Annotated in this window: 12 protein-coding genes; 3 read left to right on the top strand and 9 right to left on the bottom strand. The window is 68.6% G+C overall.

Translation table 11 applies throughout. The features are described from left to right. Window positions 1-18: 18 nt before the first annotated feature. The 5 genes from OJA40_RS10915 to mraZ all read right to left on the bottom strand — a co-directional run bounded on the left by OJA40_RS10915 (window position 19) and on the right by mraZ (window position 5,600). Complete coding sequence (locus OJA40_RS10915) at window positions 19-1,557, bottom strand: UDP-N-acetylmuramoyl-L-alanyl-D-glutamate--2,6-diaminopimelate ligase (RefSeq protein WP_263810628.1); 1,539 nt, start codon at window positions 1,555-1,557, stop codon at window positions 19-21. A gap of 4 nt (window positions 1,558-1,561) precedes the next feature. Continuing rightward, window positions 1,562-3,508: a penicillin-binding transpeptidase domain-containing protein gene (locus tag OJA40_RS10910; protein ID WP_263809165.1), complete on the bottom strand. Its 1,947-nt coding sequence runs from the start codon at window positions 3,506-3,508 to the stop codon at window positions 1,562-1,564. 76 nt (window positions 3,509-3,584) lie between these two features. After that, window positions 3,585-4,082, bottom strand: a complete 498-nt coding sequence (locus OJA40_RS10905) for a hypothetical protein (RefSeq protein WP_208426945.1) — start codon at window positions 4,080-4,082, stop codon at window positions 3,585-3,587. A gap of 40 nt (window positions 4,083-4,122) precedes the next feature. Continuing rightward, complete coding sequence (rsmH, locus tag OJA40_RS10900; protein ID WP_208426944.1) at window positions 4,123-5,130, bottom strand: 16S rRNA (cytosine(1402)-N(4))-methyltransferase RsmH; 1,008 nt, start codon at window positions 5,128-5,130, stop codon at window positions 4,123-4,125. 32 nt (window positions 5,131-5,162) lie between these two features. Continuing rightward, complete coding sequence (mraZ, locus tag OJA40_RS10895) at window positions 5,163-5,600, bottom strand: division/cell wall cluster transcriptional repressor MraZ (protein ID WP_103015609.1); 438 nt, start codon at window positions 5,598-5,600, stop codon at window positions 5,163-5,165. 374 nt (window positions 5,601-5,974) lie between these two features. Between mraZ and OJA40_RS10890 the strand changes: the two genes are divergently transcribed. Next, the gene (locus tag OJA40_RS10890) at window positions 5,975-6,625 is read left to right on the top strand and encodes a LexA family protein (protein WP_263809164.1); all 651 of its coding nucleotides are present in this window, start codon (window positions 5,975-5,977) and stop codon (window positions 6,623-6,625) included. A 404-nt stretch (window positions 6,626-7,029) separates the two neighbouring features. On the opposite strand, the gene OJA40_RS10885 is transcribed toward OJA40_RS10890, so the two are convergent. The 3 genes from OJA40_RS10885 to OJA40_RS10875 all read right to left on the bottom strand — a co-directional run bounded on the left by OJA40_RS10885 (window position 7,030) and on the right by OJA40_RS10875 (window position 10,475). Next, a complete protein-coding gene (locus OJA40_RS10885; protein WP_043551907.1) occupies window positions 7,030-8,727 on the bottom strand; it encodes a CTP synthase in 1,698 nt (565 codons plus the stop codon). 236 nt (window positions 8,728-8,963) lie between these two features. Further along, window positions 8,964-9,371, bottom strand: a complete 408-nt coding sequence (locus OJA40_RS10880) for a CBS domain-containing protein (RefSeq protein ID WP_263810625.1) — start codon at window positions 9,369-9,371, stop codon at window positions 8,964-8,966. A gap of 246 nt (window positions 9,372-9,617) precedes the next feature. After that, window positions 9,618-10,475 carry a class I SAM-dependent methyltransferase gene (locus OJA40_RS10875; RefSeq protein WP_208426942.1) on the bottom strand — a complete coding sequence of 286 codons (858 nt, stop codon included), beginning with the start codon at window positions 10,473-10,475 and terminating at the stop codon, window positions 9,618-9,620. A 139-nt stretch (window positions 10,476-10,614) separates the two neighbouring features. Here OJA40_RS10875 and OJA40_RS10870 point away from each other — a divergent pair, with 139 nt between their 5' ends. Beyond that, on the top strand, window positions 10,615-11,160 hold the full coding sequence (locus tag OJA40_RS10870; protein ID WP_208426941.1) for a macro domain-containing protein: 546 nt from the start codon (window positions 10,615-10,617) through the stop codon (window positions 11,158-11,160). Window positions 11,161-11,274: 114 nt separating this feature from the next. Here OJA40_RS10870 and OJA40_RS10865 read toward each other — a convergent pair whose 3' ends face one another. Continuing rightward, complete coding sequence (locus OJA40_RS10865; RefSeq protein WP_208426940.1) at window positions 11,275-12,135, bottom strand: proline dehydrogenase family protein; 861 nt, start codon at window positions 12,133-12,135, stop codon at window positions 11,275-11,277. 113 nt (window positions 12,136-12,248) lie between these two features. Here OJA40_RS10865 and OJA40_RS10860 point away from each other — a divergent pair, with 113 nt between their 5' ends. Then, the gene (locus tag OJA40_RS10860; RefSeq protein ID WP_208426939.1) at window positions 12,249-13,007 is read left to right on the top strand and encodes a DUF429 domain-containing protein; all 759 of its coding nucleotides are present in this window, start codon (window positions 12,249-12,251) and stop codon (window positions 13,005-13,007) included. The last annotated feature ends 53 nt before the right edge of the window (window positions 13,008-13,060 follow it).

Here is a 13,060-nt window from a genome sequence, read left to right as displayed (position 1 = left end):
ACCCGCCCGGACGCGTCGTCAGCCAAAGTATCGTCGTGCCATCTCGCGGTCGTCGAAGGGGCGGGTGTCGGTGCCAATGGTCTGTGTCGTCTCGTGGCCCTTGCCCGCGATCACGACCACGTCGCCCGGCATCGTCTCGTCGGCCGCGGCCTGGATGGCCTCCTCCCGGTCTACAATCCAGCGCATCGACTCCGGCCGCTCCACCCCGTCGCGGATGTCCCGCAGAATGGCCACCGGGGCTTCCGTGCGGGGGTTGTCGCTCGTCACGATCACGCGGTCCGCGAGCCGCTCGGCGATGCGGCCCATCGTGGGCCGCTTGCCCGCATCGCGGTCTCCCCCGCACCCAAACACGCACCAGAGCGCGGCCTTCGCCGGGGTCGTGTCGCGCACCGTGCGGAGCACGTTCTCCAGCGCGTCGGGCGTGTGGGCGTAATCGACAATGACCGTGGTGCCGTCCCCGAAGCGCAGCGGCTCGACCCGGCCCGGCACCGGCGGCGCGTCGGCGAGGGCGTCGGCCACGGCCTCCGGCGCGTGGCCGAGGGCCGTGCCGGTCCCGTAGGCGGCCGCCATGTTGGAGGCGTTGAAGCGCCCCGCCAGTCGGGTGTCCCGCTCGTGGCCGTCGAGCCGCACCCGTTGCCCGTCGAGCCGCGCCTCCAGCACAGCCGCCTCGATGTCCGCGTCTCGGTCGAGCCCGAAGGACACGACCCGCGCCTCTGTATCGGCCACCATCGTGGGGCCGGCCTCGTCGTCGGCGTTGTAGAGGGCCGTCGCGTCGGGCCCGAGGGCGTCGAACAGGGTTTTCTTCGCCGCCCGGTAGTCGTCCAGCGTGTCGTGGTAGTCGAGATGATCGACCGAAAGGGTGGTGAAGATGGCCACCTCATAGTCGAGCCCGTGCACACGGTGCTGGTCGAGCGCGTGGGACGACACCTCCATCACGCAGGCCGTGCAGCCCCGGTCCACCATGCGTCGCAGCGTGCGGTGCAGGACCAGCGGCCCCGGTGTCGTGAGGGCGGGGGCCGTCGTCTCGCCGCCCGCCTGGACCTCGATCGTGCTGAGCAGCCCAGCGGTCTCTCCCAGCGCCTCCACCAAGTGGTGGACGAGGTAGGCCACCGTGGTTTTTCCGTTCGTCCCCGTCACGCCCACGAGACGCAGCTCGTCGGCCGGGTCCCCATGCAGGGCCGCGGCGCCCTCGGCCAGGGCCGTCCGCGTGTCTGTCACACGCGCAAACACGACCCCGGGAAAGCGCTCGCGCGCTCGGGTCGGCAGCGCTTCGCACACGACGAGGCGCGCGCCGTTGTCTACCGCCATGTCAATGAACGAGTGGCCGTCGGCGTCCACGCCGCGAATCGCGACGAAGCCGCCGCCCGGCGTGACCGCCCGACTGTCGTCCGTCAGGCCGCCGATCGCGAGGGTGTCGGGATCGGGGGCTTCGGCCCCCGCTATCGTTTCGTCCAGCAAATCCGCCGTCCGCAGCCGACGCCGGAGCGCCGCCCAGGGGAGGGGATCGGGCTCCCACTCCGAAACCCGCTCGGTGTGTGCAGACGTAGGGCCTGGCATCGGCTCACTGGGCCGCCGTGAGAAGGGCACGAGTTTCTGGAAGCGGGGCCCCAGGACGAGGCCGCTGGCGCACCACTTTGCCCGCCCCGCGAAGCTGTGGCTCAATGTCTCGCCCCCGCAACCACGCCACCGCCCGGCGCGTGCTGAGTCCCGTCAGGTCGGGCATCGCGTCCGGCCGGCCCGACGGAAGCGTGTCCGCCGGCGGACGGGGCCCCGTCGGCGCCCCGGTCGGTGCGGGCGGCGACTCCGGCGTCATCCGGTCCACCACCGCGGGGAACGTGCCGGCCCACCGGCGCGCGACCCGCCGAAACACCGGCGCGGCCACCTCCCCGCCGTGGGGGCCTCCTTGGGGCGATCCCAGCACCACGAGCAGCGCCACCTCCGGCGCGTCGGCGGGAAAGAACCCCACAAAGGAGGCGCGGGTCTCGTCCGCCGAATACTCCCCGCCCGCGAGTTGAAGCGCCGTGCCCGTCTTGCCGGCCACGCGGAGTCCGTCAATCTGGGCGTTGGTGCCCGTCCCGGTCTCGACGACGCGCTTAAAGGCAGACCGGAGCGTATCGGCCGTCTCTTCCCGAAAGGCCCGCCGGATGGTCTCCGGCTCGTTCTCCCAGAGGGTCTTCCCCGTCACGTCCCGCCGCTCGGCGACGACGTAGGGGCGCTTGAGGAGGCCGCCGTTCGCCAGCGCGCTGTAGGCCGTAATCAGCTGCAGCGGCGTGATCGACACCTCGTAGCCGATGGCCATCGAGGTTTGGGTCGTGGCGCTCCACTGGGGCGGGCGCTTCAGTACGCCCCCCACCTCCCCCGGCAGGTCGATCCACGTGGGCTGACTAAAGCCCATGTTGCGGGCGTACTGGTAGTAGGTGCCTCGGTCGAGCTCGTCCACCGTCTTGGCCATGCCCACGTTGCTCGATTTCGCAATGACGTCGGCGAACGAGATCGTCCCGTGCGCCTGCACGTCCTTCATCGTGTAGCCGTGGAAGACGGCCCACCCGTCGCCGGTCTCCACCGAGTCGTCGAGCGACACGAGGCCCTGCTCGATGGCCGCAACGGCCCCGACGAGCTTAAAGGTGGACCCCGGCTCGAAGCGATCGGTGAGGGCCCGGTTGCGCCGCGCCTCACTGGGGGCCCGGCCCGGTCGGTTGGGATTGTAGGTCGGCACGTTGGCCATGCCGAGGATGGCACCGGTGCTCGGGTCCATCGCCACGGCCGTTCCCCACTCGGCCCCGCTTTCCCGCACGCCGCGGCGAAGCTCGTTTTCGAGCGCCGCCTGCCGCGTCAGGTCGATCGTGAGCACGAGGTCGTCGCCCCGCTCCGGCTGCACCACCTTCCCGCCCACGTACGCCTCGATGCGCCCGCTCCGGTCCCGCCGCACGATGCGCCGTCCGGGCGTGCCGGTCAGCGTGTCGTCGTACGCCAGCTCCAGCCCGGCAAGGCCGTTCCCGCTGCTCCCGACGTGTCCGATCACGTGGGCCGCCGTCGACCCGTAGTTGTAGCGCCGCCCAAACTCCGGCGTGAGGATCACGCCCGGCACCTCCCACCCCCGAATGGCTTCGTACTGACGGGGCGTGAGCTCCTCCCGCAGCTTCACATACTGCGGGCTGTGCCGGCCGCGCACCCGCCGCCGGTACTGCGACGCCGACGCGTTGGTCAGGCCGGCCAGCTTGTCAAAGAACGTCCCCGCCCGCCCCCGAAACCCCTCCACCGTCGGGTCCACGGCCAGGTCGTACCGGGCCGTGTTCGTTGCGAGGCCCCGGCCGTCCCGGTCCCGGATGGCGCCGCGCATGGCCGGAATCGTCACCGACGAGCGGGCCTGCGCCCGCACCTGGTCGCGGAGCGCGTCGGTCTCGGTCACCACAATCTGGCCCATCTGCGCCGCGACGGCCAGCGGGGCGAGGCCCAGCAGCGTCAGCGCCACGTACATCCGGGCCAGAATCTGGTCTTTGGGCTTCATGGGCGTGTGTGGTTCGAGTGGGAATGGGCGCCGGCACGTCGGGACGCCCCTGCGCGCTGGACAGAACTATTCGACATTATTCGACCGGTTCGACAGTGATGGGCGGCCCGTACGTGACGCTCCCCTTCAACCCGAGCTCGCGGGCGCGCTCGTAAATGACCGACGGGCCCACCTGGCGACCGAACTCGCCCTGGAGGCGGTTGTGCTTAAGGTGCAGGCGCTGGTTCTCGGTCCGGGCCTGCTGAAGCCGGTTGTACAGGTCGGTCGTGGCGTGCACGTGCCCCACGTACAGGGTGAACACCGCCGCCACCGCGAGGATGAGGAGCGAGAAGCGAAGGGTCGACACGTTTTCCAGGAACGCGCCCGGGGGCGTTTTGCGGCGCCGGTTCCGCGACGGCTCGAGGTCGGTCCAGCTCGGGAGCGCCGTGCCGTGCCGCACCCACCCGTCGGACGCGCTGCCGGAGGCCGCATTCGGCGCGGCGGCATCCCTCGGGGCCCCGTCCCCGCGGCCGGGCCGCAGGGGGGCGCCCGTGGACGATCGTCCTGCATGTGAGGAGCCGGTTCGTCTGCTCATGATGTTGTATCGGATCGAATGGTGCGGGTGCGGGTCCGCCTCAAGAGAGCGGCGGGAGCGGAGCCCCCGCCTCGTCGTCTTGTCGCTCGGCCACCCGGAGGTGCGCGCTTCGCGCCCGGGGGTTGGCCTCCACTTCCGACTCGCCGGCCTCGATGGGGCCGCGGGGCGTCTCGGCCCAGGGCGCCACGAGGGTGCCGTACAGGTCGCGGCGCGGCTTGCCCTCGAAGTTGCCGTAGCGGAGGTACCGCTTCACGCGCCGGTCCTCCAGCGAGTGGTAGCTAATGGCCGCGATGCGCCCCCCCGTGCGGACCACCTCCGTGGCCTGCTCCAGCACGTGCTCCAACTCGTCGAGCTCGGCGTTCACCGCGATGCGGAGCGCCTGGAAGACGCGGGTCAGGGTCTTGACCACGTCGGGGGGCGGCACGCAATCTTCTACCACCGCCGCCAGGGCCCGCGTCGTGTCGAGCGGGCGGGCGTCGCAAAGGGCCCGGGCGATCTGTCCCGCCCGCCCCTCCTCCCCGTACTCGCGAAGCACATCGCGCAGGTCACGCTCGCCCCAGCCGTTGACGATCTGCCGTGCAGTGAGGCCGCCCTGCGGGTCCATCCGCATGTCGAGCGGGCCCTCGTCCCGGAAGCTAAAGCCCCGCTCGGGCGCGTCGATCTGATGGGACGAGACGCCGAGGTCGAGCAACAGCCCGTCGATGGGGATCAGGTTCTCGGCCGCCAGCACATCCCGTAGGTTTCCGAAGGTCCCGTGCACCGCCCAGAAGCGCCCCGCCTCGCGCTCGTCGGCCAGGCGGTCGCGGGCCGTTTCCAGGGCCTCCGGGTCCCGGTCGATGCCGAGGACAACCCCGTCGGGGTCGAGCCCCTCGAGCAGGGCTCGGGCGTGCCCGCCCCCCCCGAGGGTCGCATCGACGTAGCGCCCCGATGCGTCGGTGACGAGCCGGGCCTGTACGTCGTGTGAAAGAACAGGTGCGTGAAAGTCGGTCGCGTACCGGCGAGGATCGCCCTCCGGAACGGAATCGTCTTGAGAATCGTCGTCTGACATCGGTTCGGGTCCACGTCCCTGCGGAAAGTCGTCTACCTCATGACGCTCTCGGCGAGCGTTTCGTAGTCGTCGGGCTGCTCGTTGAGGTACCCGTCGAACTGCGCCGGGTCCCAAATCTCAATGTGGTCGAACGCCCCCAAGATAAGGGCCGAGTCGTCGAGCCCGGCAAAGTCGATCAGCGGATTCGGAATGCTGATGCGCCCCTGCCCGTCCAGGGACACCTCACTGGCCCACCGCATGATGAGACGCACGAAATTTCGAACCTCCCGGTCGTACATGCTCAGCTCGTCGATCTCCTCCTCAATGTCGGCCCACTCGTCCATCGGGTAGAGGAAGATGCAATCCTCGAACCCCCGCGTGATCGTAAACGTCTCGTTCGCCGCGGGCGACAGGGACTTCCGCATCTTGGCCGGAATGGCGACCCGGCCCTTGCTGTCGACGGAATATTCGGCCTGTCCTTTGAACGCCATGACTGAACATGCCCCACGAGTGGCGCGGCGGAACGGCAAACGAGAACGGAGAAGCGAAAACCATCCTGGGACGATTCCCCACATTTCCCCACGCGCCTCACAATGTACGCGGTTCCGGGCCAATGTCAAGGCTCAGCGGCGCCAAAAGCCGATTATCGCCCCCATTCCCCCCGGGCTGAGCCGCCCGCACATATCGAAATACAGGCCGGCTCCCTCCTGTCGGCGGCAGAATAAAAATGTTTTCACCCCTTGAAGAAAATATTTTCACCTCTTTGCTCTTGCCCAGCTGGGGCGGGCGCACATATGTTTGTAGTCCCTCACGACAACGTTCCCGTCCGTCCCCCCGCCCTCCGCCTCAGCCTGCCTCGTTCTCTATGAGCAAGGAGCCCCTCACCCAGCGCCAGAATCAGGCGTACGACTTCATCGAGCAGTACCTTGACCGCCACCGGAAGCCCCCCACCCTACAAGAGATTGGGGACGCCCTGGGCATCGCGTCGACGAACGGCGTCTACAAGCTTCTCCAGAAGCTCGAAGAGAAGGGCTGGATCGAGCGCGAGAAGCACAAGGCCCGGAGCATTCAGCTTGCGGGGCGGGAGCAGGACCCACTTGGGCAGGGCGGGGGCCCCCCGACCCTTCCCATCGTAAGCCGCACGCCCAGCGACCACCCGGAGCGGCTCCGGGAACGGCCCGCCGGCACCCTGTCCGTCGACCACCAGCTCTTGCGCAACGCCCGAACGCCCGACGATTGTCTGCTCGGACGGGCCGGCGACGATGGAATGATCGAGACGGGCATTCAGAAGGGGGACCTCCTGTTGATCGAAGAGCGGGAGTGGGACGACCTGGACAATAGGACCCTCGTGGCCACTCTCCTTCAGGACCAGTTGCTGGCGCGCGAATTCGAGTTCGCCAACCGAAAGATTCACCTCCGCCCCACCGCCCCCCACTACGCCGAGGAGACGTTCTCCCCGACCGAATCCGACTACTACGTCGTCGGTCGCGTGTTGGGCCTCATCCGCACGCTCTGACTAGGTTGGCCGGTTGGTGCGTCAGAACGTTGAACGTTTAGAAGCTGTTTGGCGGACTGACTATGGCCCCCCGGTGGGTACTCGGTCGTTGCGCTCCCAGCGCAGAACGGGTTCTGCACGCGCCCGGTAGCGCATCGGAGGCATGACCCCGCTTCTGCTCGGCCCCCGCACAGGGCTCGTTTGGGCCCCGTTCGTGCACGTCGCCCGCCGTGTCTCGGCTGAATACCCATCCACCAAACAGCTTCTCATGCACTAGCAGGCGCCTGCGGGGAGGCCCGTGAAGAACGGGGCCGGGCACAAACGAGGCGGAGGGCCGCGTGCCCCCGCCCTCGCCAGAACGGACCCACACAACGGCCCGACCTACAACGCGCCGGCGTCCCGACGGGCCGGCGTCCCAGCGCGATCTACATGTCGACCGACGCGAGCGGGACCGCCTTTCGCTCGGGCGGCTGGGGCGAGGTGACGAGGTCCTCCTCGTGGGCGTAGGCCGTACAGGCCCGCACAAACGACCGAAACAGCGGGTGCGGATCCCCCACCGTGGTCCGGTATTCCGGGTGGAACTGCACGCCCAGGAACCACCGCTTGTCGGGCAGCTCCATGATCTCGACCAGGTCCGTATCGGGGTTCACGCCGCTGAAGCGCATGCCCTCCTCCAGCAGCTTGTAGCGGAGGACGTTGTTCACCTCGTACCGGTGCCGGTGCCGCTCCTGGACCATGTCGGCCTCGTAGATCTCGTGGGCGCGCGAGCCGTCCTGGATGCGGCAGTCGTACTGCCCGAGGCGCATCGTCCCCCCCTTGTCGGAGATTTCCTTCTGCTCCTCCATGAGGTCGATGACGGGGTAGGCGGTGTCCTCGTCGAACTCGGTGGAGTGGGCCCCGTCCCACCCGCACACGTGCCGCGCAAACTCGACGATCGCGCACTGCAGCCCCAGGCAGATGCCGAAGAAGGGCACGTCGTGCTCCCGGGCGTACTGGGCCGCCAAAATTTTGCCCTCCACGCCCCGGTCCCCAAAGCCGGGCGCCACGAGGACACCCGCCACGTCTCCGAGCTGGGATTCTACGGTGTCCGGCGACAGGTCCTCCGAGGGCACGTACTTCACCTCCACCTGAACCTCGTCGGGCACCCCGGCGAGGATGAAGCTCTCGGTGATGGACTTGTAGGCGTCCTGGTGCTCTACGTACTTTCCCACGAGGGCGATGGGAATCGTTTCTTCCGGGTTCTTCAGGCGCTTCAAAAACCCAATCCAGTCGCTGAGGTCGGGCGTGTCGCTGCATTTCTCATTTTCGTCGCCCCTCTCGGGGTAGAAGCGGTCGACGACGAGCTCGCCCGTGCCTTCGTCGCGGAGCAGGAGCGGCACCTCGTAGATCGACTCCGCGTCGAGCATCTGGATGACGGCCTCCTCCTCGACGTTGCAGAAGAGGGAGATCTTGCGCCGCACCTCCGCGGTGATGGACCGCTCCGACCGGCAGACGATGGTGTCCGGCTGGAGGCCGTGGGCGAGGAGCTCTTTTACGGAGTGCTGCGTGGGCTTCGTCTTCAGCTCGCCCGCAGCGCGCAGGTGAGGGATGAGCGTAAGGTGGGCGATCATCGTGTTGCGCGGGCCCAGTTCGTTGCGCAGCTGGCGGATGGCCTCCAGGTAGGGCTGCCCCTCGATGTCGCCCACCGTCCCCCCGATCTCGGTGATGACGACGTCGTAGTCGCCGGTCTCGCCGAGCTTCAGCATCCAGTGCTTGATCTCATCGATGATGTGGGGCACCACCTGCACGGTCTTGCCCAGGTACGCCCCCTCCCGCTCCTTGCTGATCACCTCCATGTAGACCCGCCCGGTGGTGACGTTGTTGGCCTGGCTGGTGGGCTGGTCGAGGAACCGCTCGTAGTGCCCGAGGTCGAGATCGGTCTCGGCCCCGTCGTTGGTGACGTACACCTCCCCGTGCTCGTACGGGTTCATCGTCCCCGGGTCGACGTTGATGTACGGGTCGAACTTTTGAATCGTCACGTCGAGCCCGCGGTCGGAGAGCAGCCGCCCCAGGGAGGCACTGAAGATGCCCTTGCCGAGGGAGGACGTGACGCCACCGGTGACGAAGATGTACTTGGTCTGCACGGCACGAAAGAAGATTGGAGGGAGGAAAGACGACGGGACCCCCGATCTGTGAGGTCCGCCCTCAAGATAGGGGCCCCCGTGGGGCTTTATCAATTCGACCCGTCGACGTCGGCCCCGCACCGCGCAATCATGACTCAGTTTTCTTCGGCCGGCCCCGAGGGCCCGGCCGTCGACGCCCGCAACCACATGCGGCGGCGTGCCGGTTGGCTCGCCCCGGCACCCCGCGGTTGGGGCGCTCACGCCGCCTCCGACACGTAATACTCCAGCATGTCCTTTCCGGTCACGATGCCTATGAGGTCGCCCCCCTCCACCACCGGCAGTGACGACACCCGGTTGTCGAGCAGCGTCTGGGAGGCCTCCTCGATCGGCGTGCCGGGCGCGACCGTAATGGGGTCTCCCTGCATGATCTCCGACGCCGGCCGGCTGAGCGTCTTTACGTCGCGATGCTTCTCGCTGTAGGTGTCGAGGAAGGGACTGATCGCCTTCAGGACGTCCCGGTCCGAGATCACGCCGCACAGTGCGCCGTCCTCAACGACGAGCATGTGGTTGAATCCGCCTTCTTGCAGGCGCTTGCGGATGTCGATGAGGGCCGCGTCCGGAGCGACTGTGACGACGTCGCGGCTCATGATGCGGTCGATGATCATGGTCAGGCGGGGGGGTCGGGGTCAGGAGAACGTGATCGGACGACCGTAGGGTCGGCGTGCGGGCAAGGGAGCCGCCCGTCTCGGGACAGAAGCGCAACGAAGAGATGGACGAGGGCACACGGCGACGCCGGGGCTCCGCGGCACTTCGTGTGCCGCCGTCCGCAACCGGCAAATCGTGCCGGTGTTCGGTGGACACAGGGCGTGCAAATCCAGTCTCCACAAAGGAAATGTGAACACTCTGTGAGGCTACGGCCCGCCCGATCCTCCGTTCCGCGCCTCGGGCGTCGGCGGGCGACGGGCGACCATGAAGAGCCCCGTGCCGCGGGCGTTGTCGCGTCTCACGTCGGTTGCGTTGAGGAGCAGGCCCAGGGGCAGGGCCGCGGCGTAGTAGAACGGGAGCGCGAGGAGCGACGCCCAGGTGGCCCCCAGCATCTGCATGGGCCACTTGATGAGCCCGCGCCACGCCGCGGAGCCGTACGGGCCGTAGGTGTAGAGCCCGCGCACCGGCTCCAGCCCCGCGGCCCGAAGTTTGCCCGCAAGCTCGGCCCGCCCGTAGCCCTCCCGCACGTGCTCCCCGATGAAGCTCTCGTCGCCCTCGTCCTGCACGTCCGAGCCGCCCTGGTCCGAGGGCGTATTGATGACGACGTGCCCCCCAGGCCGCAGCACACGCTCGAAGTGCTCGAACACGGCCTCGTCGTCGGGAATGTGCTCCATCACATCGACCGCCAGGATCAGGTCGAACGGCCCCTCCGACTGCAGGGCCGTCAGGTCGTCAATCGCCCAGTCCACCCGATCGGCCTGCGGGGTCTGATCGACGAATGCGCGGGCCCGCTCCAGGTACTCGCGCTTCACGTCGACGGCCCGCACCTGCGCGTTCGGAAACGTGCGGGCGACGAAGTAGGCGTACTGCCCGAACCCCGTGCCGGCGTCGAGCACCCGCACCGGGCGGTCGTCCGGGCGGGCACCGAGGAGCCGCCGCACCTCCCGGCGCACGTACCACGCCCGGAGGAAAAGCAGGTTGAGGAGCCCGAAAAGCAGTCGCTGCAGCAGGGGGTGGCGGCTCGCGAGGTCGCCGAGCCGGTCCTTGATGGGATCGTACTTCATGGGACGGGGGCGCGCCCGAACGGAGGGGGACGCAAACGGTCACGAGAGAATGAACACAACAGGGACGTGAGACTACAGTCTGTACCCTGAAGCATCAACCCTGTTCGTCCCTGCTTTCTTCGACGCCCCCACAGCTCTCATGACGCACGTGCACGCCGGGGTCACGGTCGAACTGACGACGGGCGACATCGCGAAGCAGTCCGACGTGGAGGCCGTCGTCAATGCGGCCAACGCACAGCTGCGGACGGGCGGCGGCGTGGCCGGCGCCCTCCACTCGGCCGCCGGGCCCGGACTCGCAACGGAGACGCGCCCCATGGCCCCGATCGAGCCCGGAGAGGCCGTCATTAGCGGGGCTCATGATCTTCCGAACGACCACGTCATTCACGTCCTCGGGCCCGTCTACGGGCGCGAGGACCCGTCCGACGAGTTGCTGCGGACCGGCTACGAGAACGCCCTCCGGCAGGCCGAGGAGAATACAATCGCGTCCGTCGCCTTTCCGGCCCTCTCGACGGGCGCCTTCGGGTATCCGCTTGACGAGGCGGCCCGCATCGCCCTAGAGACAATCCTCGACGCGGCCCCCGACCTCGACTCGGTCACCCACGTCCGGTTCGTGCTCTTCGACGAAACCGCCCGTTCGGTCCACGAGAAGGCCCTGTCGGCCGTCCGGGACGAGACTGGTCCGTAGCGCAGGGGGCATTCGCCCCGTCGCCCGTGTCTTTCCCCTCCTCCCCTGGCCCAGCCGGACCGGGACGCCGTCCAGCCTGCCCGTTCGCGCCACGTGCCCCCCCGACGCGCCGCGCTACCCCTGGAACAGGCTGCGCAGGACGAACCAGACGTTTTCCTTCTTCTCCCGGAGGCGGCGGGAAAAGTACGGGAACCACTCCGTGCCGTAGGGCACGTACACGAGCATGTTGTAGCCGTCCGCCGCCATCTCCCGCTGCGTGGTGCGGCGCAGGCCGTAGAGCATCTGAAACTCAAAGTCGTCCCGGTCGATGCCGCGACGGTCGACGAACGACTTGGTCGCCTCGATGAGCTCGTCGTCGTGCGTGGCGATGCCGGAGCCGTCGGTGTGCTGCAGGAGCCGCTCGGTGTAGTCGAGGTACCGCTCCCGGATCTGGCTCATGTCCTGGTACGCGAGCGAGGTCGGCTCGGCGTAGGCGCCCTTGCACAGGCGCACGCTCACGCCAAGCTCGCACATGCGGTCGACGTCGCGGTCCGTGCGCTTCAGCATGGCCTGCAGGACCGGCCCCACGTGGTTGGGAAAGTCGGGGTAGACGGCCTCAAAAAGGTCGAGTGTCGACTGGGTGAGGTCGCTGCCCTCCATGTCCAGCCGCACGAACAGGTCGTGCTCGGCGGCCACCTCCAGGAGCCGCCGCAGGTTCTCCTCGCAGAAGTCCTCGTCGATGAGCTGTCCCATCATCGAGAGCTTGATCGAGATGCGGTTCCGCTGCCCGTGGTCGTCCCGCTCGGCCATCGTGCGGACGAGGTCGATGTAGGCGTCCCGGGCCGCGATCGCCTCGCTTCGGTTCTGGACGTGCTCCCCGAGCTTGTCGAGGGCCACATGGAGCCCGTCCTGATTAAGATCGTCCACGACCGGAAGAGAGGTCTCGAGCGTCTCGCCCGCCACGAAGCGGCTCGCGAGGAAGAAGGGCAGTTTCATACAGCGTGCGGCACGGATCTAGGGTGAAAGCGCTATCATTCCCAACACCCCGGAATCAAAGAAGTTGGACGGACGACGTAAAGTGGTCCGCAATTTCTCAACCGTTTCCCGCAATGCCTTCTTCTACGGAAACCGCTTCTACGGAACCCAGTGCCTGGGTGGCCGGAACGGACGGCTTTCGCGACGGCTGGGTCGTCGTCCTGCACCGTCCCCACACCGGCACCACGCGGTGCCGCACCGTTGACGGCGTCGACGCCCTGCTCGACCTGCCCGAGGCCCCGGCCGTACTCGGCGTCGACATGGTGGTCGGCCTGCCCGACCGGGCCGTCCCCGGCGGGCGCACGTGCGACCGGGCCGCCCGCCAATTGCTGGGCCACCCGCGGGGCGCCAGCGTCTTCTCGCCGCCCGCCCATGCCGTGCTCGGGGCCGAGACCTACGACGAGGCCCAGCGCCGCAATCGCGCCAGCGGCCCCGACGCCCCGGGCCTCACGAAGCAGGCCTTCCACCTGCTTCCCAAGATGCGGGCCCTGGCCGAGCGCATGACGCCCGCCCGGCAGGACCGCATCCGCGAGGTGCACCCGGAGCTCGCCTTTTACGCGATGAACGGCGATGCCCCCGTCGCGGACAGCAAGCACACCGACGCGGGCCGGGCCGCCCGCACGGCACTCCTGGCCACCCACGGCTTTCCGGAGGTCGAGACGGTCACCGACGGACTGTCGGGCGGCCCGGTCGGCGCCGACGACGTGCTCGACGCCCACGCGGCGTGCTGGACGGCCCGCCGCATCCACACGGGCACGGCCGAGCGGTGTCCGTCCGGAGACGCCGCCGCGCCGCGCAACGACCGCGGCCTGCGGATGGAGATCTGGCGGTAGCCGCGCTTCGAGCCGGGCGGGAGCACGGCCGTATTACACCCCCGCAAAAGATG

Origin of the sequence: Salinibacter pepae, assembly GCF_947077775.1 — a bacterium.
Classification (GTDB): domain Bacteria; phylum Bacteroidota; class Rhodothermia; order Rhodothermales; family Salinibacteraceae; genus Salinibacter; species Salinibacter pepae.
This window is presented reverse-complemented; position numbering and strand designations above follow the sequence as displayed.

What these genes read in the sequence shown, in the direction of transcription:
- OJA40_RS10915 (WP_263810628.1), bottom strand. Translation starts at nt 1,557, where the DNA reads ATGCCAGGCCCTACGTCTGCACACACCGAGCGGGTTTCGGAGTGGGAG.
- OJA40_RS10910 (WP_263809165.1), bottom strand. Translation starts at nt 3,508, where the DNA reads ATGAAGCCCAAAGACCAGATTCTGGCCCGGATGTACGTGGCGCTGACG.
- OJA40_RS10905 (WP_208426945.1), bottom strand. Translation starts at nt 4,082, where the DNA reads ATGAGCAGACGAACCGGCTCCTCACATGCAGGACGATCGTCCACGGGC.
- rsmH (WP_208426944.1), bottom strand. Translation starts at nt 5,130, where the DNA reads ATGTCAGACGACGATTCTCAAGACGATTCCGTTCCGGAGGGCGATCCT.
- mraZ (WP_103015609.1), bottom strand. Translation starts at nt 5,600, where the DNA reads ATGGCGTTCAAAGGACAGGCCGAATATTCCGTCGACAGCAAGGGCCGG.
- OJA40_RS10890 (WP_263809164.1), top strand. Translation starts at nt 5,975, where the DNA reads ATGAGCAAGGAGCCCCTCACCCAGCGCCAGAATCAGGCGTACGACTTC.
- OJA40_RS10880 (WP_263810625.1), bottom strand. Translation starts at nt 9,371, where the DNA reads ATGATCATCGACCGCATCATGAGCCGCGACGTCGTCACAGTCGCTCCG.
- OJA40_RS10875 (WP_208426942.1), bottom strand. Translation starts at nt 10,475, where the DNA reads ATGAAGTACGATCCCATCAAGGACCGGCTCGGCGACCTCGCGAGCCGC.
- OJA40_RS10870 (WP_208426941.1), top strand. Translation starts at nt 10,615, where the DNA reads ATGACGCACGTGCACGCCGGGGTCACGGTCGAACTGACGACGGGCGAC.
- OJA40_RS10865 (WP_208426940.1), bottom strand. Translation starts at nt 12,135, where the DNA reads ATGAAACTGCCCTTCTTCCTCGCGAGCCGCTTCGTGGCGGGCGAGACG.
- OJA40_RS10860 (WP_208426939.1), top strand. Translation starts at nt 12,249, where the DNA reads ATGCCTTCTTCTACGGAAACCGCTTCTACGGAACCCAGTGCCTGGGTG.